The sequence below is a fragment of the Rhodoplanes sp. Z2-YC6860 genome (genome assembly GCF_001579845.1).
In the GTDB taxonomy this organism is placed as follows: Bacteria; Pseudomonadota; Alphaproteobacteria; order Rhizobiales; family Xanthobacteraceae; genus Z2-YC6860.
In genome coordinates this window covers 6,733,489-6,755,578 of the sequence record NZ_CP007440.1, presented here as the reverse complement: position 1 = coordinate 6,755,578, position 22,090 = coordinate 6,733,489, and the positions used below count along the sequence as shown (strand labels likewise).

The 22,090-nt window shown below is 65.6% G+C and carries 18 protein-coding genes and 1 other RNA gene; 13 read left to right on the top strand and 6 right to left on the bottom strand.

What is annotated here, in order from left to right:
• Positions 1 to 27 precede the first annotated feature (27 nt).
• The 6 genes from RHPLAN_RS31525 to RHPLAN_RS31500 all read right to left on the bottom strand — a co-directional run bounded on the left by RHPLAN_RS31525 (position 28) and on the right by RHPLAN_RS31500 (position 5,843).
• Positions 28 to 1,581: an ABC transporter permease/substrate-binding protein gene (locus tag RHPLAN_RS31525; protein ID WP_068026932.1), complete on the bottom strand. Its 1,554-nt coding sequence runs from the start codon at positions 1,579 to 1,581 to the stop codon at positions 28 to 30.
• Entirely contained in the window at positions 1,578 to 2,357 is a 780-nt protein-coding gene (locus RHPLAN_RS31520; RefSeq protein WP_068026929.1) for an ATP-binding cassette domain-containing protein, read from the bottom strand. Before RHPLAN_RS31520 ends, RHPLAN_RS31525 begins: the two co-directional genes overlap by 4 nt.
• A gap of 21 nt (positions 2,358 to 2,378) precedes the next feature.
• Positions 2,379 to 3,353, bottom strand: coding sequence for a Bug family tripartite tricarboxylate transporter substrate binding protein (locus RHPLAN_RS31515; protein ID WP_068026926.1), 975 nt, complete (start codon positions 3,351 to 3,353; stop codon positions 2,379 to 2,381).
• A gap of 385 nt (positions 3,354 to 3,738) precedes the next feature.
• Positions 3,739 to 4,143, bottom strand: an RNA gene (rnpB, locus tag RHPLAN_RS31510) — RNase P RNA component class A.
• A gap of 33 nt (positions 4,144 to 4,176) precedes the next feature.
• On the bottom strand, positions 4,177 to 5,019 hold the full coding sequence (locus RHPLAN_RS31505; RefSeq protein WP_084245979.1) for an N-acetylmuramoyl-L-alanine amidase: 843 nt from the start codon (positions 5,017 to 5,019) through the stop codon (positions 4,177 to 4,179).
• A gap of 212 nt (positions 5,020 to 5,231) precedes the next feature.
• Entirely contained in the window at positions 5,232 to 5,843 is a 612-nt protein-coding gene (locus tag RHPLAN_RS31500) for a PRC-barrel domain-containing protein (RefSeq protein WP_068026922.1), read from the bottom strand.
• A 504-nt stretch (positions 5,844 to 6,347) separates the two neighbouring features.
• Here RHPLAN_RS31500 and rsmH point away from each other — a divergent pair.
• The 13 genes from rsmH to murB all read left to right on the top strand — a co-directional run bounded on the left by rsmH (position 6,348) and on the right by murB (position 21,957).
• On the top strand, positions 6,348 to 7,376 hold the full coding sequence (rsmH, locus tag RHPLAN_RS31495) for a 16S rRNA (cytosine(1402)-N(4))-methyltransferase RsmH (RefSeq protein WP_068026920.1): 1,029 nt from the start codon (positions 6,348 to 6,350) through the stop codon (positions 7,374 to 7,376).
• 2 nt (positions 7,377 to 7,378) lie between these two features.
• Positions 7,379 to 7,759, top strand: a complete 381-nt coding sequence (gene ftsL, locus RHPLAN_RS31490; protein ID WP_068026918.1) for a cell division protein FtsL — start codon at positions 7,379 to 7,381, stop codon at positions 7,757 to 7,759.
• A gap of 29 nt (positions 7,760 to 7,788) precedes the next feature.
• The gene (locus RHPLAN_RS31485; RefSeq protein ID WP_068032136.1) at positions 7,789 to 9,546 is read left to right on the top strand and encodes a peptidoglycan D,D-transpeptidase FtsI family protein; all 1,758 of its coding nucleotides are present in this window, start codon (positions 7,789 to 7,791) and stop codon (positions 9,544 to 9,546) included.
• Positions 9,547 to 9,641: 95 nt separating this feature from the next.
• Positions 9,642 to 11,096 carry a UDP-N-acetylmuramoyl-L-alanyl-D-glutamate--2,6-diaminopimelate ligase gene (locus RHPLAN_RS31480; RefSeq protein ID WP_068026914.1) on the top strand — a complete coding sequence of 485 codons (1,455 nt, stop codon included), beginning with the start codon at positions 9,642 to 9,644 and terminating at the stop codon, positions 11,094 to 11,096.
• Complete coding sequence (locus tag RHPLAN_RS31475; RefSeq protein WP_068026912.1) at positions 11,093 to 12,535, top strand: UDP-N-acetylmuramoylalanyl-D-glutamyl-2,6-diaminopimelate--D-alanyl-D-alanine ligase; 1,443 nt, start codon at positions 11,093 to 11,095, stop codon at positions 12,533 to 12,535. The genes RHPLAN_RS31480 and RHPLAN_RS31475 overlap by 4 nt, the downstream gene beginning before the upstream one ends.
• A gap of 4 nt (positions 12,536 to 12,539) precedes the next feature.
• Positions 12,540 to 13,625 carry a phospho-N-acetylmuramoyl-pentapeptide-transferase gene (gene mraY, locus RHPLAN_RS31470; protein WP_068032134.1) on the top strand — a complete coding sequence of 362 codons (1,086 nt, stop codon included), beginning with the start codon at positions 12,540 to 12,542 and terminating at the stop codon, positions 13,623 to 13,625.
• A gap of 136 nt (positions 13,626 to 13,761) precedes the next feature.
• A complete protein-coding gene (murD, locus tag RHPLAN_RS31465) occupies positions 13,762 to 15,165 on the top strand; it encodes a UDP-N-acetylmuramoyl-L-alanine--D-glutamate ligase (RefSeq protein WP_068026909.1) in 1,404 nt (467 codons plus the stop codon).
• Between the two features lie 93 nt (positions 15,166 to 15,258).
• Positions 15,259 to 16,410, top strand: coding sequence for a putative lipid II flippase FtsW (ftsW, locus tag RHPLAN_RS31460; RefSeq protein WP_068026906.1), 1,152 nt, complete (start codon positions 15,259 to 15,261; stop codon positions 16,408 to 16,410).
• A gap of 116 nt (positions 16,411 to 16,526) precedes the next feature.
• The gene (locus RHPLAN_RS31455) at positions 16,527 to 17,249 is read left to right on the top strand and encodes a maleate cis-trans isomerase family protein (RefSeq protein ID WP_157100624.1); all 723 of its coding nucleotides are present in this window, start codon (positions 16,527 to 16,529) and stop codon (positions 17,247 to 17,249) included.
• 103 nt (positions 17,250 to 17,352) lie between these two features.
• On the top strand, positions 17,353 to 18,351 hold the full coding sequence (locus RHPLAN_RS31450; RefSeq protein WP_198164585.1) for a Bug family tripartite tricarboxylate transporter substrate binding protein: 999 nt from the start codon (positions 17,353 to 17,355) through the stop codon (positions 18,349 to 18,351).
• A 79-nt stretch (positions 18,352 to 18,430) separates the two neighbouring features.
• Complete coding sequence (murG, locus tag RHPLAN_RS31445) at positions 18,431 to 19,552, top strand: undecaprenyldiphospho-muramoylpentapeptide beta-N-acetylglucosaminyltransferase (RefSeq protein ID WP_068026897.1); 1,122 nt, start codon at positions 18,431 to 18,433, stop codon at positions 19,550 to 19,552.
• Between the two features lie 84 nt (positions 19,553 to 19,636).
• Entirely contained in the window at positions 19,637 to 21,040 is a 1,404-nt protein-coding gene (murC, locus tag RHPLAN_RS31440) for a UDP-N-acetylmuramate--L-alanine ligase (RefSeq protein ID WP_068026894.1), read from the top strand.
• On the top strand, positions 21,040 to 21,957 hold the full coding sequence (murB, locus tag RHPLAN_RS31435) for a UDP-N-acetylmuramate dehydrogenase (protein WP_068026891.1): 918 nt from the start codon (positions 21,040 to 21,042) through the stop codon (positions 21,955 to 21,957). The genes murC and murB overlap by 1 nt, the downstream gene beginning before the upstream one ends.
• The last annotated feature ends 133 nt before the right edge of the window (positions 21,958 to 22,090 follow it).

The window sequence follows — 22,090 nt, the reverse complement described above, 5'->3', positions numbered from 1 at the left end:
CACCGCCCGATGCCGCAGGAATATCGCTCAGTGACGGTTGCTTTGGATTTCGCTCCACAGCCAGCGCGCGGCTTCGGCCGGCGAGGCGCCGTTCGCTGCGCGGAGATTGGCTTCGCGCATCTTCGCCACATCGATCGCATTGACGAGCGGGACAAGTGCATTCAGCAGTGCACGATCGTTGGCCCGTCGCGAGGATATCAGTAGCACCGCGTCATAGGGCGGGATGACATGCTTGACGTCTTCGAGCACCGTGAGCTTGTTCTGCACGATGCGGCCGTCGCTGGTGTAGCCCGCGATCACGTCCGCTTCGCCGCTCGCCGCCGCCGCATACATGAATTCCGGCTGCATGGTGCGCCGCTCGCGGAACGACAGGCCGTAGGTCTGTCGCAGCAATTGCCATTCGGGCCGGCCGAAGAACTCATAGTCGCCGGCGATGGTCATCGATGGCGTGTGACCGGCGAGATCTGAAATCGTGCGGATGCCAAGCGATTGCGCGCGGTCGGATCGCATGATCAGCGCATAGGCGTTCTCGAATCCGAGCCCGCCAACCAGTTCGATGCTGGTCTCCCGTTTGAGCCAGTCCTTCATCTCGGCCAGCACATCCGCGCGCGGCTTCACGTCGTTGCGCTTCATCTGGTTGGCCCAGATCGTACCGGAATAATCGACATAGACGTCGATCTCGCCGGAGCGCAGCGCGTCGAAGATCACGGCCGAGCCGAGCCCTTCGCGGGTCGTGGCCGACAGGCCGCTGTCGCCGAGCCGCTGCGCGATCAGCGCCGCTAGCACGTATTGCTCGGCGAACGGCTTGGTGCCGATCACATAGGTGGCACGTTGTTGGGACAGCATTGGCGCAAGCGACGCGGCCGTAATCAGCAGAAGTCCGATCGCACCGCCCGCGACGAAGCCGCGCTTCCGCCGCGTCAGGCCGCGCTCCATCAGCGCCAGAAGCTGATCGACCAGCAGCGCGAAGATCGCCGCGGCGGCGCAGCCGAACAGCACGAACACCCAGTTCTGTGTCTGCAGTCCGGTAAAGATGTAATTGCCGAGGCTGGTCTGTCCGATCGGCGTCGACAGCGTGGCTGCGCCGATCACCCAGATCGCCGCGGTGCGGATGCCGGCCATGATCACCGGCAGAGCCAGCGGCAATTCGACCATGGTCAGCGCCTGCCGCGGCGTCATGCCGACGCCCTGCGCCGCCTCCTTGATGGCCGGTGCGATGCCGTCGAGGCCCGCGATGGTGTTCCGCAACACCGGCAGCATGCTGTAGAGCGTCAGCGCCAGCACAGACGGCAGAAAGCCCAAAGCCGAGAAACCCGTGCCGAAGACACGTTCGGTCAGCATCGAGATGCCGAGCAGCAGCGGATAAAACAGCGCGAGCAGGGCGAGGCTCGGCACGGTCTGCACGATGCTGGCGACGCCGAGGAGCATGCTGCGCAGCGCGGGCTGCCTTATCGAGGCGATGGCGAGCGGCATGCTGATCGCCAATCCGATCAGCAGCGCGGTCAGGCTTACGGCGACATGGCCGCCGAGATAGGCCGGCAGCCGCGCCAACGCTTCCATGATCTGAGACGCGGCGTTCATCGCCGCTCCAGGGCGCGCAGCCGCTCGGCCTGGCGGCGCGGCGCCGCCATCATCTCGCGGACATAGCCATCCTGCGCGCCGTTGAGGAGAGCGTCCGGCGTGCCGTTCGCGATCATGCGGCCGTCGCGGACGACGACAATGCGGTCGGCGAGCAGCACCGCCTCGAGCATGTCGTGGGTGATCATCACGGTGGTCAGGCCGAACTCGCCATGGAGCCGCCGGTAGTCTTCGCCGAGCGCGTCGCGGGTGAGGGGATCGAGCGCGCCGAACGGCTCGTCCATCAGCATGATCTTCGGCTCGGCGGCGAGCGCGCGGGCGACGCCGACGCGCTGGCCTTCGCCGCCGGACAACTCGGTCGGGAAGCGGTCCCGATGCTTGGCGCTGTCGAGCCGCACCAGCTTGATCAGGTCGTCTATCCTCGCCGCGATCCGCGCATCGTCCCAGCCCAGAAGTTTCGGTGTGATCGCGATGTTCTCGGCGACCGTCATGTGAGGAAACAGGCCGACGCCCTGGAACACGTAGCCGATGCGCCGCCGCAGCGCGACGGCGTCGACGGCCTGCACGTCCTCGCCGTTCACGCGCACCGTGCCGGATGACGGATCGCTCAGCCGGTTGATCAAGCGCAGCAGCGTGGTCTTGCCCGAGCCGGACGGGCCGACGATGGCGAGGAATTCGCGTTCGCGAACCTCAAAGGAAACGCCATCGAGCAGCGGCGGGCCGCCGTCGAAGCGTTTCGTGACATTCTCGAAGCTGATGATGGCGGCTGCCGGACTCATATCGACAGCGAGTATAGCGGCTTATTCGACCGTGACGCCGCTCGCCTTGATCGGCCCGCTCCAGCGCGCGATCTCGCCTGCGACGAACTGCTTGAAGTATTCGGGCGAGCGGCGGTCCGGCGCCGGGATTTCCTCGCCCAAGGGCTCGAAGCGGCCCCGCACCGAAGGCAGATCCAGCGCCTTGCTCATCGCCTGGCTGAGCTGGGTCACGATCGGTTGCGGCGTGTCCTTGGCGAGGAACAGGCCCTGCCAGGTCAGCACGTCGAAATCGAGACCCTGTTCCTTGGCGGTCGGGATGTTGGGGAGCGCCGGCGAACGCTTCAGTCCTGTGGTTGCGACCGCCTTCACCTGGCCGCCCTCGATCTGTGGCTTCGAGGTCGACACCGAGTCGCAGATGTATTGCACGCGGCCCGCGATCAGATCCTGCATCGCGGGTCCGAGTCCGCGATAGGGCACGTGGGTGACATTCACGCCGAGCATGGCGTTGAGCAGGATGCAGCTCACATGAGACGCGGAGCCCGCGCCCGCCGAGGCGAACTGGATCTTGTCCTGGTTGGCTTTCACGTAGGCGATGAACTCCGGCAAGGTGTTCGCCGGCAGGCTGTTCGGCACGATGATGACGCGCGGCGATTCCACTGCAAGGCCAAGCGGCGTGAAATCCCGGATCGTGTCGTACGGCGGCACCTTGTAGAGCGACTGGCTCCAGCTGTGGGTGCCGTTGTTGCCGAGCACGAACTGCGAGCCGTCCGGCGTGGAGCGCGACACGCGCAGCGAGCCGACCGTGCCGCCGCCGCCGACCGGGTTCTCGACCACGACGGTCTGCCCCAGCGTCTCGGCCATGCCTTGCGCCAGGATGCGGCCGGCGACATCGCTCGGCCCGCCGGATGCGAACGGGACGACCAATGACAGGGTGCCGCTCTTGAGCGTCTGAGCATTCGCCGCGGTGCCGATCGCCAGCGCGCCGCACACCACAACGAGCTTTCGAAATGTCGCCATCGTATCGCTCCCTTGAACGAGAAGCGTAAAGCAAAGTCGCCTGAAATTGGAATCGGTGATGCAGGACTCCCTCCCCGCCAAGGCAGGGCAATCGCATATGACTCGCTGGTGCGATTTGGTCCCCTCTCCCGCTTGCGGGAGAGGGTCCCGAGCGAATGCGAGGGGGGAGAGGGCTGCCAGACAGAAAGAGCCCTCTCCCGGCTCGCCTACGCTCGCCACCCTCTCCCGCAAGCGGGAGAGGGGACTCGTGGCCTCGCCCGCGAGCAAATGCGATTGCCCTGCCCTCGCGGGGAGGGACGGCACCGCCCGTATGGCGACTGCGTTGCGATCAGCCTGCCCAATAAATTGGCGGGGGCCCGGCGGTGTGCCCGCCGAGCCCCCATTACAAATCAGACGGCCTGTAAGCCGGGTTCTGTATGGCGCGCGGCTTTCACCGCACACGTGACGGCCATTCCTCTGCGACGCCGGTTGCCCGGCGCCTGAAGCAACCTACCCGGACGGCGACCCGGACAAGGGTTGGGGCTTTCGCCCCGTTGCCGTCCCTATTCGGTCTTGCTCCCGGTGGGGTTTGCCGTGCCGCTGCCGTCGCCGGAAGCGCGGTGCGCTCTTACCGCACCGTTTCACCCTTGCCGCGGCCAACACGCTACGCGCCGCGGCGGTCTGTTCTCTGTGGCACTGTCCCTGGGGTCGCCCCCGCCGGAAGTTATCCGGCACCGTTTGTCCTGGAGCCCGGACTTTCCTCCCCGGCCGCCTTTCGGCATTGGCGCGGAGCGGCCGTCCGGCCGACTGACGGGATAGGGAATGGGGCGGCCGGCCGCGGCCGTCAAGAGGCGGCCGGTTCGCCTGGCTTGGACGATTGCGCCGCGGTGCGCTTGCCCGCCGAAGCGACGGTCGTTTTCGGCGATCCGCCCAATTCCTTCGCGATCAGAAGCTTGCGCAGCGTCTCGCGGGTCGACGTGTCAGTGATGCCGTCGATCTTGGCGGGCCGGAAATGACGCTGGAAGGCGATGACGACCTCCTGCGTGTCCTTGTCGTAGGTGCCGTTCACTTCGACGCCGTAGCCATACTCGACGAGCGCCTTCTGCAGCTCGGTGACCTTGTCGCCCGTGTCTCTGAGCTGGAGCACGGGGCTCTCCGTGATCGCGACCGGCTCGACCCACAGACCGACGTTGGATTGGGCGAGACGCTTCCATGGAAACTTCTCGCCCGGGTCCTGTTTGCGTGCCGGCGCGACATCGGAATGCGCCACGATGTTCTCGGGCCGGATGATGTGGCGGGTGAGGATCGAGCGGCATAGCGTGATCACCGCGGCGATCTGCCGGGCGGGAAAATCCGGATAGCCGAAATCATGGCCGGGATTGCAGATCTCGATGCCGACCGAGCGCGAATTGATGTCGGTGTCGCCACCCCAGGACGATATGCCGGCGTGCCAGGCGCGTTTGACCTCGGGTACGAGCTGCAGAATCGAGCCATTGTCCATCACGACGTAATGTGAGGACACCCGCGCCTTCGGATCGCACAGCCGATGCACCGCTTCGTGCGCGAACTGCATGCCGGTGTAGTGCAGGATGATCATATCGGGGCGCGCGAGGCCGGTGCGCTCGTCGAAGTTCGGCGAGGTTTCGATACGCTCGACAACACTGGAATCGGGGGCGAATGGCGGCATGCGCGGACAATAAATGAGGAAACTGAACGACGCCAAATCTTAACAGCATCAAGCGCACGCGAGGCAAGCGGGCTTAAGCGCCGAAGCAACATTTGAGGCTTGCAAAAAAGCGCCGGCCCTGACCCCGTTTCGGAGGCCAGGACCGGCTTCTTGTTCGCTTGTTTAGACGCTTCCTAACTCAAGGCTTGGCTACGCGCTGCTATCGAGCCACACTACCGAGCCATGCCGCCGCCCGGAGACGCCGGACGAGAACTGCTGGTCGGACCGCCCATGCCGGTGGTCGAGCTCGGAGCCTTGTACGGCTCGAAGTTCGCGGCCTGCTTTAGCTCGTCCTTCGTCATGGCGACCTTCAACTTGTCGGACTCGTTCTTGGACTTGTCGCCGGCCACGAGCTGGAAGGCGTTCGGCGCCATCGCGACCTCCTTCGAGCCGATGCCGAGGAAGCCGCCGACGCTGACCACGTAAGCTTCGATCTTGCCGTCCTTGTCGAACAGGATGTCGCTCACGTCGCCGATCTTCTGATTGTCGGTGCCGAGCACGTCGGTGCCTTTGAACTTCGAGGCGAGAAACTGATCGGAGCGCTGCGAGTTCACGAACTTCGCCGAGGACGCGCTCGAGGCGCTGCTCGACATGGACGAACTTGGCGCAGGCGTCGCGGCCCGTGGGCTCGCCGGCGTGCTCATATCCGGTGCCTTGGCGGGCGGCGCAGGTTCAGTCGCCGCCGGCGGTGACGACGGAGCCGGTGAAGGCGGTGTGCCTTGGGCGACAGCGGCGCCGATCATCAAACCGGTGATGGCCGTGGTCAGCATGAGTTTTTTCAGCATGGTGGTCTCCCTGGAGATTCGGATGGAACATCGGAATCCCCCCGTCGGATGGAGCAACGCGCAGGCCTTCGGCATGTTCCGACTGTGTCGGAACATCGGCGGCAATGTGGGACCTGTTTTTTGCGCCCGGATGGGCTTCTGGCGGCGCCCAAGACGTGGTTCCAAGTTCCCTTGGCGTTACCGAAATCGCTCGCATTGCAAACGATTCCTTAATCTTAAACCGCGTTAATTGCCTTTCGCGGACGGCTCCCGGCGGGGCCGGCCGGTGCCATGCCCGCTTTGACGCCTGTGCCATTCATGATCCCCGAAACAACTCCGGATTTTGGGCGCAAGCGGTGGGGACACAGGGCTCTTGGGGCGCTGGATTGTGAGTTCCATGGACCGAATCTGGGAGCCAGGACGGGACGGCGCGCACCAAGCGGGGGCCACCGCGGGGGTCTGCGCGCTGTGGGGACTGTCAGGCTCCGAGAGAGCGGCGGAAGCCTCGCTCGGGGCACGGGAATAATGGCGGGCGGCGATGGCGCAACTGTCGCTGGCGGACTGGCCCGTCATATTCCCGTGCTCGGGCGCGCCGCGCTCGAGTTCCTCGATGTGCGCGACGGCGGTGTCTATATCGACGGGACCTTCGGCGCGGGCGGCTACAGCCGTGCAATTCTTGAAGCGGCGAACACGCAGGTGATCGCGATCGACCGCGATCAGAACGCGGTCGCCGCAAGCGCGGGTCTCGTGCAGGCATCGAACGGACGGCTGACGGTGGTCGAGGAGCGCTTCTCGGTGCTCGATCATGTTGCAGAGAAATTCGGCCACGCGCAGGTCGACGGCGTCGTCCTCGACATTGGCGTCTCGTCGATGCAACTCGACGAAGCGGGACGTGGCTTTTCGTTCCGGCTCGACGGACCGCTCGATATGCGGATGGGCAACGACGGCCCGAGCGCCGCGGACGTGGTGGCCACAGCCTCCGAGCGCGATCTCGCCGACATCATCTTCCAGCTCGGCGAGGAGCGGCATTCGCGTGGGGTCGCCCGCGCCATCGTGGCCGCGCGCCAGGAAGCGCCAATCGTCACCACAAAGGCGCTCGCCGCCATCGTCGAGCGTGTGGTGCGTGCAAAGCCCGGCCAGATTCATCCGGCGACACGGACGTTCCAGGCCTTGCGGCTGTTCGTCAACGAAGAGCTGAACGAGCTGGCCGAGGCATTGGCCGCTGCCGAGCGCATTTTGAAACCGTCCGGCCGGCTCGCCGTGGTGAGCTTCCATTCGCTCGAAGACCGCATCGTCAAGACATTCCTTGCCGAGCGCGCCCGCACCGCCGGCGTGTCGCGCCATTTGCCCGAGGTCGAGGCCGAGCCGCCGACCTTCGCGCTGCTGACCAAGCGGCCGGTCGTGGCCGACGAAGCCGAGGTCGCGGCCAATCCACGCGCGCGTTCCGCGAAGCTCCGCGCCGCAGAGCGCACATCCGCGGCTCCGCGCGCCTTCGACGCGCACGACTATCTGCCGCGCCTGCCCTCCCTGGATGACGTGATGAGGGGACGCTGAGCATGCGCATCCTGCACTTCTGCGTTCTCATCCTGCTGATCTCGGCGGCGGCCTATGTCTACGAGATCAAGTTCGAGTCCACCTTGCGTGCCGAGCGCGTCGCCAAGATGCGGGTCGACGTGCAGCGCGAGCGCGACGCCATTGCGGCGCTGCGCGCCGAATGGGCGACGCTCGACAATCCGGCGCGACTCCAGGGCCTGGCACGGCGCCATCTGCCGCTTCGGCCGGCCGAGGCCACGCAGTACGATCCGTTGACCCGGCTGCCGGACCGCCCGCCGAGCGCGACGCAGCCCACTCCGACCGACGCGATCGCGGCAATCATTGAATCGAATGACGGTCCGGCCTCGACCGGCTCCGTCACGCTCCCGGCGAAATCGAGGTAGCGGCGATGGACGAGCAAGCGCTTCCTGACATGCCATCAGCGCCCGAGGCGGCGACCGCCCCGGCCAAGCCCGCGCCAGCCAAGCGTCGTGGCAATCTGATCGGCACGTTGCTCTACGGCCGCAATGTTGACCGCACCGCCAAGGCGAGGGCGCGCGTCGGCTTGGCAATCCTGGCTTTCGGCGCGGTCTATGCGGTGATCGCCGCGCGCCTCGTGATGTTCGCGGTGGCGCCGGAGAGTCATTTCAGCAAGCGTGGCGTCGCGCGCGAGGCTGTCGCCACCGCGCGGCCCGATATTCTCGACCGCAACGGCCTCGTGCTGGCGACCGATGTGCGCGCGCCGTCGCTCTTCGCCGAGCCGCGCCGCCTGATCGACGTCGATGAGGCCACCGAGCTTCTCACCGCGGTGCTGCCCGACATGGATCCGGCTGAACTGCGCGAGCGGCTCGCCTCGCGCCGCGGCTTCGTCTGGCTGAAGCGCGAAATCTCCACCAAGCAGCGTCAGGACATCTACCGGCTGGGACTTCCCGGCGTGGGCTTCCTCGCCGAAAACAAGCGCGTCTATCCGAACAGCGCCGAGGTCTCGCACCTGATCGGTCACGTCAACATCGACAATCAAGGCATCGCCGGAATGGAGAAGTGGCTCGACAACCACGGCCTCCAGGCGCTGCACATGGCGGGGCTTGCCACCGACCAGCAGCAGAAGCCGGTCGAGCTTGCGGTCGATCTTCGCGTGCAGCATGCGATGCGCGACGAGCTGATCTGGGCGGCGCAGAAGTTCAAGGTCAAGGCCGCGGCCGGTGTCGTGGTCGACGTGAACACCGGCGAGATCATCTCGATGGTGTCGCTGCCGGATTATGACCCCAACAGTCCGCAGCAGGCCAACGATCCGACCCGCATCAACCGCATCACCACCGGCGTGTTCGAGCTGGGCTCGACCTTCAAGGCGCTGACGCTCGCCATGGCGCTCGACTCCGGCCGGGTGCAGCTCACCTCGACCTTCGATGCGCGTGCGTCGCTGCGCTACGGCAAGTTCACGATCCACGACTACCACGCTCAGAACCGCTTCCTGACGGTGCCGGAGATCTTCACCTACTCGTCGAACATCGGCACCGCGCGCATGGCGCTGTTCATGGGCGTCGAGTACCACAAGTGGTTCCTGAAGAAGATGGGCCAGCTCGACCGGCTGCGCACCGAGTTGCCGGAAAGCGCCGAGCCGATCGTGCCCAAGCGCTGGGGCGAGTTGAACACCGTCACTATCGCGTTCGGTCACGGCCTCTCGGTCGCGCCGCTGCAGGCGGTCGCAGCCATCAGTGCGCTGGTCAACGGCGGCTACCTCATTCCGCCGACCTTCCTGAAGCGCTCCCAGGAAGACGCGATGAAGCTCGCCAAGGTGGTCATCAAGCCCGAGACCAGCGAGAAGATGCGCTATCTGATGCGGATCAACGCCGAGCGGGGCTCGGCAAGGAAGGCCGATATCCCGGGCTATTACGTCGGGGGCAAGACCGGCACCGCGGAAAAGGTGGTCAACGGCCGCTACTCCAAGACCAAACTTTTGACCACCTTCACGGCGATATTCCCGTCCGACAAGCCGCGCTATCAGATGATGGTCATCCTCGACGAGCCCCAGGGCATCCCGGAGACCCACGGCTTTGCCACCTCGGCCTGGAACGCCGGAGCGACCGCAGGCCGGGTCGTCACCCGGATCGCGCCGATGCTGGGCGTCGAGCCGCGCTTCGACATGCCTACGGCCGATCAACTCTTCCTGGGCAAGGGCAAATCGTCATAGCGGGAAGTTCTGGCGGCGCAGCCCCGGGCGTGTCATAGGACGGTCCGGTTCTTCAGAATGCTGTGGCGCGGTTCCGTGCCACGACAACGGCGGCGATGAAGCTTTCCGAACTCCTGACTGATCAGGCTCCGCTCGATGCGCGCACGGCTGCGCTCGAAATCGGCGGCGTGACCGCAGACAGCCGTGCGGTCAAACGCGGCGATCTGTTCGTCGCCGTGCCTGGCACCAAAGCGGACGGCATGGGTTTCGCAGCGCTTGCCGCGCAGGCCGGCGCGGCCGCGATCGTCGGCGAGCGTGCGCCGCAGGCGCCGTTGCCGAATGGCGCGGCGTTCGTTCAGGTCGCCAATGCGCGCAAGGCGCTCTCGATTGCGGCGGCGCATTTCTATCGGAAGCAGCCCAAGGTGATCGCGGCGGTCACCGGCACCAGCGGCAAGACCTCGGTCGCCGCCTTCACCCGGCAGATCTGGGCGGCGTTGGGTTACGAAGCCGCAAGTCTCGGCACCATCGGCGTGGTGACGCCGAAGAAAGAGATCTACGGCTCGCTGACCACGCCGGATCCGGTCGGGCTGCACAAGACGCTGGCCGAACTCGCCGACGAGGGCGTCACGCATCTGGTGATGGAAGCATCGTCGCACGGCCTCGATCAGCACCGGCTCGACGGCGTCCGCGTCGCTGCCGCGGGCTTCACCAATCTGAGCCGCGATCATCTGGACTATCATCCGAGCGTCGAGGCGTATCTTGCGGCCAAGCTCCGGTTGTTCGAGGCGCTCGTCGTCGATGGCGGCGGCGCGGTGATCGACGTCGATCACGAGCACAGCGACACCGTCGTCGCAGCGGCGAAAAAGCGCGGGCTGAAGCTGATGACCGTGGGCCGCAAGGGCGACGGCATCCGCCTGGTCGAGACCGCGATCGACGGCTTTGCCCAGCGGCTCACGCTCGCCCATGCCGGCAAGACCTATTCGCTGAAGCTGCCGCTGGTCGGCGGCTTCCAGGTCGAGAATGCACTGGTCTCGGCGGGCCTTGTGATCGCCACCGGCGGCGAGCCGGGCGCCGTGTTCGCGACGCTGTCGGAGCTCAAGGGCGCGAAAGGAAGACTCGATCTGGTTGGCGAACGCAACGGCGCGCCGATCTTCGTCGACTATGCGCACAAGCCCGATGCACTGGAAAAAGCGCTCGCAGCGCTGCGACCCTATGTGAAACGAAAGCTTGTCGTGGTGTTCGGCGCCGGCGGCAACCGCGATGCCGGCAAGCGGCCGATCATGGGCGCGATCGCTGCGCAGAATGCCGATCGCGTCATCATCACCGACGACAATCCGCGGAATGAGAAGCCCGAAACGATCCGTGCCGCGATCCTCGCCGCGGTGCCCGGCGCGACCGAAATCGGCGACCGTCGCGAGGCGATCCGCACATCGATCGCAACGCTCGAGCCCGGCGACGTGCTGCTGATCGCCGGCAAGGGCCACGAGAGCGGCCAGATCATCGGCGACCGTGTATTGGAATTCAGCGATCACCACGAGGTGGAAGCCGCGTTGCAGGAGAAGGTGGTATGAGCGCACCACTGTGGACCGTCGAAGCCATGGCCAAGGCGATGGGCGCGGAGTTGCACGGCGCACTGCCGGCGAGCATCAGCGGGCTTTCGATCGACACGCGCACCGTTGCGCCCGGTGAGGCTTTCTTTGCCATCAAGGGCGACGCCCGCGACGGCCATGAATTCGTCGATGCGGCGCTCAAGGCTGGCGCCGGGCTTGCGGTCGTCGCCGCCGACAAGCGCGGCAGCTTCGCCAAGGATGCGCCGCTCCTCGTCGTGTCCGACGTTCTGGAAGGTCTGATCGCGCTCGCGCGCGCAGCACGCGCTCGCAGCAAGGCAAAGTTCATCGGCGTCACCGGCTCGGTCGGCAAGACCGGCACCAAGGAGGCGCTGCGGATCGCGCTGTCGAGCGAAGGCGAGACCCACGCGTCGGCCGCATCCTACAACAATCACTGGGGCGTGCCGCTGTCGCTCGCCCGCTGTCCCGAGAGCGCGAAATATGCCGTGCTCGAAATGGGCATGAATCACGCGGGCGAGATCGCGCCGCTGACCAAGCTCGTGCGGCCTCACGTCGCCATCGTCACCACGGTCGAGCCGGTGCATCTCGAGTTCTTCGCCTCGGTCGAAGCCATCGCCGACGCCAAGGCCGAGATCTTTCAAGGCGTCGTGCCGGGCGGCGCCGCGGTGATCAACCGCGACAATCCGCACTTCGCCCGCCTTCAAAGTGCTGCCAAGAACACCAGCGTCGCCCATATCGTTTCGTTCGGCGAGCACGCCAAGGCCGACGCGCGACTGCTCAAGTTTGCGCTGCAGGCCGACTCCTCGACCGTGCAAGCGCGCATCCTCGGTCATGATGTGACCTACAAACTCGGCGCGCCGGGCCGCCACGTGGTGCAGAACTCGCTCGCCGTGCTCGCCGCTGCAACGCTTGCCGGCGCCGATCTCGCGATCGCGGCGCTTGCGCTCAGCAAGCTCGCGCCGCCGACCGGCCGCGGCGCGCGCCAGACGCTCGACGTGCCGGGCGGCCAGGCTCTCTTGATCGATGAGAGCTATAACGCCAATCCGGCTTCGATGCGGGCCGCCATTGCGCTGCTCGGCCAGGCGCCGATCGGCGCGCGCGGCCGGCGCATCGCGGTGCTCGGCGAGATGCTGGAGCTTGGCCCGCGGGGCGGGGAATTGCATAGCGGACTCGTCAAGCCGATCGAGGAGAGCGCGGTCGACCTCGTGTTCTGCGCCGGCTCGTTGTATCGGGGGTTCTGGGAGGCTCTTCCCTCCGGCCGCAGGGGCGGCTATGCCGAGAGCGCCGCTGCACTCGAATCACAAGTGCTCGGAGCGGTTCGCGCCGGCGACGCGATGATGGTCAAAGGCTCGCTTGGTTCCAAGATGGGCCCCATCGTCAAGGCGCTCATCCGGCAATTTCCGTCGCATGGCGATCGCGAAACGGCGGCCGCCCAGGGTTGATCCGATGCTTTATTGGTTGGCCGATTTATCCAGCACGCTTTCGATCTTTAACGTGTTTCGTTACCTGACGGTGCGCACCGCGGGATCGCTGATCACCGCGCTGGTTTTCGTCTTCATGTTCGGGCCGTGGATCATCGATCATCTGCGGCTGCGCCAGGGCAAGGGTCAGCCGATCCGCGCCGACGGGCCGAAGTCGCACATCATCTCCAAGGCCGGCACGCCGACCATGGGCGGGTTGATGATCCTGTTCGGCATCGTGGTGTCGACGGTGCTGTGGGCCAATCCGCGCAATCCGTATGTCTGGATCGTGCTGGCGGTGACGCTGGGCTTTGGGCTGGTCGGCTTCTACGACGATTACCTCAAGGTGACGCGGCAGACGCACAGCGGCTTCGCCGGCAAGTTCCGGCTGATCATCGAGGCCTCGATTGCGCTCGCCGCCTGCATCGCTTTCGCAAGCCTCGGCCGGCCGAGCTTCGCGACCTCGCTGACCATCCCGGTGTTCAAGGATGCGGTGGTCAACCTCGGCTGGTTCTTCCCGATCTTCACGGCCTTCATCATCGTCGGCGCCGGCAATGCCGTGAACCTCACCGACGGCCTCGATGGCCTTGCCATCGGCCCGGTGATGATCGCCTCGGCGAGCTTCGTCGGCATCGCCTATCTGGTCGGCAACGCGGTGTTCGCCGACTACCTGCAGATCCATTTCGTGCCCGGCGCGGGCGAGCTTGCGATCATCTGCGGCGCCGTGATCGGCGCGGGCCTGGGCTTCCTGTGGTTCAACGCGCCGCCGGCCTCGATCTTCATGGGCGACACCGGCTCGCTGGCGCTCGGCGGGCTGATCGGCTCGGTCGCGGTCGCGACCAAGCACGAGATCGCACTTGCCATCATCGGCGGATTGTTCGTGCTCGAAGCCGTGTCGGTGATCGTGCAGGTGGTTTCGTTCAAGCTCACCGGCAAGCGCGTGTTCAGGATGGCGCCGATCCATCATCACTTCGAGCAGCTCGGCTGGACCGAGTCGCAGATCGTGATCCGGTTCTGGATCATCGCCATCGTGCTGGCGCTGGCAGGGCTCGCGACGCTCAAGCTGCGATGATTGAAAGCTTCCTCCGCAGTCATTCGGGGGCGCGCCGGAGGCGCGAACCCGGAATCCATACTCCGCAGCAGTGGTTATGGATTCCGGGTTCGCTCGCTACGCTCGCGCCCCGGAATGACCGAAGGGAGGGATTACGATGACGCCGGTCCATTCCTTCGCCAGCAAGCGCGTCGCGGTCTTCGGCCTTGGCGGTTCGGGGCTGGTTAGCGCGCAGGCGCTGAAGGCTGGCGGCGCCGATGTCGTCGCCTGGGATGACAACGCCGCGAGCGTCAAGAAGGCGCAAGAGGCCGGCATCACGGCGCAAGACCTCCGCAACATCGACTGGTCGAAGGTCGCAGCGCTGGTGCTCGCGCCCGGCGTGCCGCTCACGCATCCCGAGCCGCACTGGTCGGTGAAGCTCGCGCAAGCCGCCGGTGCCGAGGTGGTCGGCGACATCGAGCTGTTCTGCCGCGAGCGGTTGCGGCTTGCGCCACATTCGCCGTTCGTTGCCATCACCGGCACCAACGGCAAGTCCACCACCACGGCGCTGATCGCGCATATCCTGCGCACCGCCGGCAAGAACGTGCAGCTCGGCGGCAACATCGGCACCGCGATCCTGTCGCTCGAGCCGCCCGCCGCCAATCGCTTTCACGTCATCGAGTGCTCGTCCTACCAGATCGATCTCGCGCCCTCGCTCAATCCGTCGGTCGGGATCCTTATCAACCTGTCGCCCGATCATCTCGACCGCCACGGCACCATGGAGCACTACGCTGCCGTCAAGGAGCGATTGGTTGCGAAGTCCGACGTCGCGCTGGTCGGCGTCGATGACAGCTATACCGAAGCCATCGCGCGACGCCTTGCGGGACGCAAAGACATCCAGGCCGTTCCGGTCTCCGCGTCGCGCGAGCTGCCACGAGGGACTTTCGTGCGCGGCACGCAGGTCGTCGCGAGGGGCATCAAGTCGTCAGCGCAGGCCGAAGTGCTCGGTGATGTATCAGGCATCGGGTCGTTGCGCGGCCGGCACAACGCGCAGAATGCCGCCTTCGCATCGACCGCCTGTTGGTTTTCCGGTTTGACATCTGCCGAGATCGAACGTGGTTTGAAGAGCTTTCCCGGCCTCGCCCATCGCATGGAGCAGGTCGGCCGCAAGGGCGCGGTGCTGTTCGTCAACGACTCCAAGGCGACCAATGCGGACTCGTCCGCGCAGGCGCTGGCTTCGTTCACCGATATGTTCTGGATCGCCGGCGGAAAGGCCAAGGCGGGCGGCATCACATCGCTGGAAGAGTTCTTTCCGCGTATCAGGAAGGCCTACCTGGTCGGCGAGGCGGCGAAAGAATTCGCCCAGACCCTCGACGGCAAGGTGCCCTATGAGATCTCCGGCACCATCGATCGGGCTCTGGAAACCTCGACCCGGGACGCCGAGGCCTCCGGCCTCAAGGAACCGGTGGTGCTGCTCTCGCCGGCCTGCGCCTCGTTCGACCAATTCCGCAATTTCGAGGTCCGCGGCGACCATTTCCGCGAGCTGGTGCTGAAGATCCCTGGTGTCACGCCGTTTAAGTGACCGGCCTGCCGTGCGAAATTCGCTCGTAATGGCGTCCCGTTAACCGCCTGGAAACCACGGCGCGTCACCTCTTACAGGGACGAGGGCCCACACATGGTTTCGCGCAAGGTTCGCACGCCGATCGGCGACTGGTGGTGGACGGTCGACCGTCCGGTCCTCGCAGCGATCTTCGGCCTCATGCTCGGCGGCATCATCCTGTCGCTTGCGGCAAGCCCGCCGGTTGCGGCGCGGCTCAATCTGGATCCGTTCCACTTCGTCAACCGCCACATCATCTTCCTGATCCCAACCATCGCGGTGCTGCTGCTGACGTCGTTCCTGTCTCCGCGCGGCGTCCGCCGCGTCGCGCTGGTGATATTCCTGATCAGCCTGTGCCTCGTTGCGGTGACGCCTTTCTTCGGCGCCGAGATCAAGGGCGCCAAGCGCTGGCTGGTCATCGCCGGCGTCAACGTGCAGCCGTCGGAATTTCTCAAGCCTGCGTTTGTCATCCTGATCGCCTGGCTATTTGCCGAGTCCACGCGCAAGCCTGAGATGCCGGCCAACACCGTGGCGCTCGGCCTGCTGCTTCTGGTGACGGCGCTTCTCGTGATCCAGCCCGACTTCGGCCAGACCATGCTGATCACGCTGGTCTGGGGCGCGCTGTTCTTCATGGCCGGCATGCGGCTGATCTGGGTCGTGGGGCTTGGCGGCGTCGCGGCGCTTGGCTTGGTCGGCGCCTATTTCACTGTGCCGCACGTCACCCAGCGCATCCAGCGCTTCATGGATCGCGGCTCGGGCGACACCTTCAACATCGATCTGGCAATGGAAAGCTTCGCGCGCGGCGGCTGGCTCGGCCGCGGCCCGGGCGAGGGCACCGTGAAGCGGCTCCTGCCGGAAAGCCACACCGACTTCGTGTTTGCGGTCGGCGCCGAGGAGTTCGGCATCGTGCTGTGCCTCGCGCTGCTGGCGCTGTTCGCCTTCATCGTGATCCGCACGTTGCGGCACGCGGTCAACAGCGGCGATCCTTTCGTCCGCTTTGCGTCCGCGGGCCTGGCGATGTTGTTCGGCATTCAGTCGGCGATCAACATGGCGGTGAATCTGCATTTGATGCCGGCCAAGGGCATGACGCTGCCGTTCGTCTCCTACGGCGGCTCGTCGATGATCTCGCTTGCCTTCGGCATGGGCATGCTCCTGGCGTTGACCCGCGAACGGCCGCGCGCCGTGTTCCTGAGCAGTCCGGGCATGGGTCTCTCCGGCAGCCCGGTTTAGTCCGATCTCTTGCTTTGTATTTGATTCCGGACGGCGCATGCGTGGCATGCTGTTGTCACCGGCTCGAAACGCCACCATGCTGGCGCGTCGGCAGCCCGTGAAATCCGGAGATCGAAATGGCCTTTACGATGTGGCGTGGCGTGGTGGGACTCGTGCGGCCGACGCGCCGTCCCGGCGCCATCGAAGAGCTGATCCGCATGCTGCCGGAGGGCATCGGCGTCCTGCCATTCATGGTCAACTTCCGTGCCGGTGTCCGTGAGGAGTTCAGCAAGGCCATTCCGCAATACGAGCAGTACACCGCCGACCTCGCCGAGCAGAAGGTCGATCTCATTCTGCTGGCAGGCACGCCGCCGTTCTGTTTGCTGGGCGTGAAGGGCGAGGCCGAGCTGATCAAGAGCTGGGAGAAGCGGCACGGCATTCCGATCTGGACCGAGCCGCAACTGCATGTCGCCGCCATGAAGGCGATGAGGATCAAGAAATTCGTCGGTGTCAGTTATTCGAAGCTGCAGATCGGCATCGTTCTCGACTACATGAAGGACACCGGCCTCGAATGCGTGACGATGCAGTCTATCGAAGTGCCGTTCGAGGACGTCGGCCAGATTTCCACCGAGGCGGTCTACGCGTACACCAAGAAGCTCTGGCGGGAGAATCCGGGCGCTGACGGCATCTATGTCCACGGCGGCGGCTGGCAGACCGTGAAGGTCGTCGAACTGCTCGAAAGGGACCTTCAGGTACCTGTGGTTCATGCGCAGGCTTGCAACGCGTGGATGATCCACAAGCAGCTCATGGTTCGCGAGACGATACCGGGCTATGGCCGTCTGCTGGCGGAACTGCCGTAGCGGTTGCTCATCAAACGGGCCCCGCTTGCTCAAACAACGCGGATTGCTCCGACCGCAAACGTCGTGCTGCAATCGAACCAGCCGGAAATGTGGGACAAGCATGATGAAAACCATCATTCGTGTTGCTGCGCTGGTCAGTGTGACGGTTGCCGTTGTTGTCTCGGGCGTAGTGCAAGGCGCGGCGCAGACCGCGGATGATTTTCCGAACCGGCCGATTCGCATCATCGTGGTGCAAGCGCCCGGCTCCGGGACCGACCTTGTGGCGCGCCTGCTCGCGCAGAAGATGGGTGAGCTCTGGGGCCAGCAGGGCGTCGTGGAGAACCGCCAGGGCGCCAACGGCATCATCGGCGTGGAGGCTGCGGCCCGCGCCACCCCCGACGGCTACACGCTGCTCTACGCGTCGATCAGCGCTCTGACGACCAATCAATTCATCTACAAAAAGCTTCCTTACAACACGCTGCGCGATTTTGCTCCGATCACCCAGGCGGTTCTCAATTCACTCGGCGCGGTGGCCAGTCCCGCATCCGGATTGAAATCGTTGGCCGACGTTGTCGCCCGCGCAAAAGCCGACCCGGGAGCGCTCAGCTACGGTTCGTCCGGCATTGGCAATCAGACCCATCAAATGGGTGTGCTGCTTTCTCTTGCCACCAATATCAAAATGACCCATGTGCCGTACCGCGGACAGACGCCGATGCTGACCGACGTGATGAGCGGACAGATCCCGCTTGGCTTCACCACCACGTCGGGCGTGACCGATCTCGTCAACAGCGGAAAGCTTACGATGCTCGCCACCTTCGGCGACCAGCGTGATGAGCAGTTTCCCAATGTCCCGACGCCGTCCGAATTGGGCTATAAGGACGTCGTCATCACCGGTTGGACCGGCTTGCTCGCGCCGGCCGGTACGCCGCCAGCCGTCGTGAACAAGATTTATGCCGGCATGACCAAGGTGCTGGCCATGCCCGACGTGAAGGAAGCGACCCGGAAGCTCGGCACGACCGCGAAAGTGAGCGACAGTCCCGAAGCCTTTGCGCGCTTTATCAAGGCGGAATCCGAGAAGTACTATCCCGTCATCAAGGCTGCCGGTTTGGAGGGCTCGCAGTAGCTCGTACTGGGCCGTTTCCATGGCTATTTTTCGCTGCGAAGCGCTGCACTTGCCGCCGAAAATGCTCTAACAACACGGCATGACTGCGGACACCAAATCGGCTGGGCCGACCGTGCTGGTTGCGGCTGGCGGCACCGGCGGCCACCTGTTTCCGGCCGAGGCGCTGGCGGCGGCGCTTGCCAAGCGCAACGTCGCGGTGGCGCTCGCCACAGACGCACGAGCCGCACGCCACGCGGGAGCATTCGCTGCGGCTGGCATCCATATCATTCCGAGCGCCACCGTCCGTGGCCGCAATCCGTTCTCACTGGCCAAGACCGGCGCGCTCCTGGGCTTTGGCGTGCTGAAGGCATGGTTGAAGTTGCCGCGGATCAAGCCCGCAGTGGTCGTGGGCTTCGGCGGCTATCCGAGCATCCCGCCGCTCCTGGCCGCGGTGTCGCGCGGCATCCCGACCGTGATCCACGAGCAGAACGCCGTGATGGGCCGCGCCAACCGGATGCTCGCGCCGAAGGTGCGCGCCATCGCGACCGGCTTCGCCGGCATTCTCAACCGCGAGCCCGCGCTTGCCGCCAAGGCCACCCACACCGGCAATCCGGTGCGGCCCGCGGTGATCGCGGCGGCTTCGACGCCGTATCCCGAACTCGACACGACCGGGTCGCTGCGGCTCCTGGTGTTCGGCGGCAGCCAGGGCGCCCGGGTGATGGCCGACGTCGTGCCGCTCGCGATCGAGAAGCTCGAGCCGCACCTGCAGATGCGGTTGAAGATCATCCAGCAGGCCCGCGAGGAGGACATCGCGCGCGTCCGCGAGATCTACGCCAGGCTCAACGTCCCGGCCAAGATCGAGCCGTTCTTCAAGGACCTTCCGGCCGTGATGGCGGCGAGCCATCTGATCGTGGCGCGCTCCGGTGCTTCCACCGTGGCCGAACTGACCGCGATCGGCCGGCCCGGCATCCTCGTGCCGCTGCCGCATGCGCTCGACCAGGACCAGCACCACAATGCCGGCGTGCTCGTGGAGGCGGGCGGTGCGATCCGCCTGCCGCAGACCGAATTCACCCCGGACCGGCTCGCCGCGGAAATCGCCGCGCTGGCCGCCGAGCCGTTACGGCTCACCGGCATGGCGGCCGCGGCGAAAAAGGCCGGCGCCATCGACGCTTCGGACCGGCTGGCCGATCTGGTGCTCCGGGTCGCGGGCATCACGAAATAACCACACCGCCGTGGCCGGGCTTGTCGTGACCATCTGCCTCTTGCTTTAAGTGGCAGGACTGCCGCGAAAACCCAGGGGCGCTTGATGAAACTGCCGCGCGAAATCGGACCGATCCACTTTGTCGGCATCGGCGGCATCGGCATGAGCGGCATCGCCGAGGTGCTAATGAACCTCGGCTACACGGTGCAGGGCTCCGACGCGAGCGACAACGCCAACGTCAAGCGGCTGCGCGACAAGGGCGCTAAGGTGTTCGTCGGCCACAAAGGCGAACACGTCGACGGCGCCGAGGTCATGGTGGTGTCGTCGGCGATCAAGGCCGACAATCCCGAGCTCGTCGTCGCGCGCGAGAAGCGCCTGCCGGTGGTGCGGCGCGCCGAGATGCTCGCCGAGCTGATGCGGCTGAAGAGCTGCGTCGCCGTCGCCGGCACCCACGGCAAGACCACGACGACATCGATGGTTGCGGCCTTGCTCGATGCCGGCAATTTCGATCCGACCGTGATCAACGGCGGCATCATCAACGCCTACGGCACCAACGCGCGGCTTGGCGCCGGCGACTGGATGGTGGTCGAGGCCGACGAGTCCGACGGCACCTTCCTGAAGCTTCCCACCGACATCGCCATCGTCACCAACATCGATGCCGAGCATCTCGACCACTTCAAGACCTTCACGGCCGTGCAGGATGCGTTCCGCGCCTTCATCGAGAACGTGCCGTTCTACGGTTTCGCCGTGATGTGCACCGACCATCCGATCGTGCAGCGCGTGGTCGGCCGGATCCAAGATCGCCGCATCATCACCTACGGCGAGAATCCGCAGGCCGACGTGCGGCTGATCGATCTGGACAACACCGGCGGGCGCTCGGAATTCGCCGTTCAATTCCGCGACCGCACCGGTGCGGTGGTTGAAACCATCGCCGATCTGATGCTGCCGATGCCCGGACGGCACAACGCGCTGAACGCCACCTCGGCGATCGCGGTGGCGCACGAGCTCAAAATCCCCGAGGACACGATCCGCAAGGCGCTGGCAGGCTTCGGCGGCGTGAAGCGGCGCTTCACCCGCGCCGGCGAATGGAACGGCGTCGCCGTCATCGACGACTACGGCCATCATCCGGTGGAGATCGCCGCGGTGCTCAAAGCCGCGCGCGAGTCGACCAAGGGGCAGGTGATCGCCGTGGTGCAGCCGCATCGCTACACGCGTCTGCAATCGCTGTTCGAGCCGTTCTCGACCTGCTTCAACGACGCCGACGCGGTGATCGTCGCCGAGGTCTATCCGGCCGGCGAAGCGCCGATCGACGGCATCGACCGCGATCACCTGGTCGCGGCCGTGCGCGCCCGCGGCCACCGTCAGGTGATCGCGCTGCCCGAGCAGTCGCAACTTGCCGGCATCGTGAAGGGCCTCGCCAAGCCCGGCGACTACGTGGTCTGCCTCGGCGCCGGCAACATCACGCAATGGGCGTATTCGCTGGCTGGTGAATTGAAGGCGCTGGGGTGATGAGTTTCCCGGATATTGCCTCGGACCTGAAATCCCGCGCCCCAAAACTGCGCGGCCGGCTCATGCCCAACCAATCGCTCGCCGAACTCACCTGGTTCCGCGTCGGGGGGCCGGCGCAGGTGCTGTTCATGCCGGAGGACGAGTCAGACGTCGCGTATTTCCTCGGCGTGCTGCCTTCTGAGATTCCCGTCACCGTGATCGGGCTCGGCTCCAATCTGATCGTGCGCGACGGCGGCATTCCCGGCGTCGTCATCCGGCTCGGCCGCGGCTTCAACGACGTGACGGTTGATGGCCTGAACATCACCGCAGGTCCCGCGGTGCCCGACGTGAAGGTGGCGCGCGCCGCGCAGGAGGCCGGTATCGCCGGCCTCTCGTTCATGCGCGGCATCCCGGGCGCAATCGGCGGCGCGCTCCGGATGAACGGCGGCGCCTACGGCGGCGAGACCAAGGATGTCCTGGTCGAGGCCCGCGCGGTCGACCGGCAGGGCCGCATCCACGTGCTGAGCAACGCCGACATGCACTACACCTACCGGCATTGCGGCGCGCCGGAGGACTACATCTTTACCTCTGCCACATTTGCCGGCCGGCCCGGCGATCCGGCGGTGATCGCCGCCGAAATGGACAAGATCACCGAGTCGCGCGAGGCGACCCAGCCGATCAAGAGCCGCACCGGAGGCTCGACCTTCAAGAACCCGCCCGGCCACAAGGCCTGGCAGTTGATCGATGCCGTAGGATGCCGCGGTCTGGTTGTCGGTGGTGCCCAGGTGTCCGAACTGCACTGCAACTTCCTGATCAATCTTGGCACTGCGACCGCGGCCGACATCGAAAATCTCGGCGAAACCGTGCGCAAGCGCGTGAAGGACAAGTCCGGCGTCGAACTCGACTGGGAGATCAAGCGGCTCGGCGTCGCGGCGTGAACTGCGACCGTTAAGCCCGTCCTCGTCCGTCCAGCATTGCGCCGCAATCTGAGTCTTTTTTGTCACGCCCCGCGATCTTCGCGGCGCGCTCTGACGCGCGCGGGATTCACCTTTGACTCCCAGCGGGTTAGCT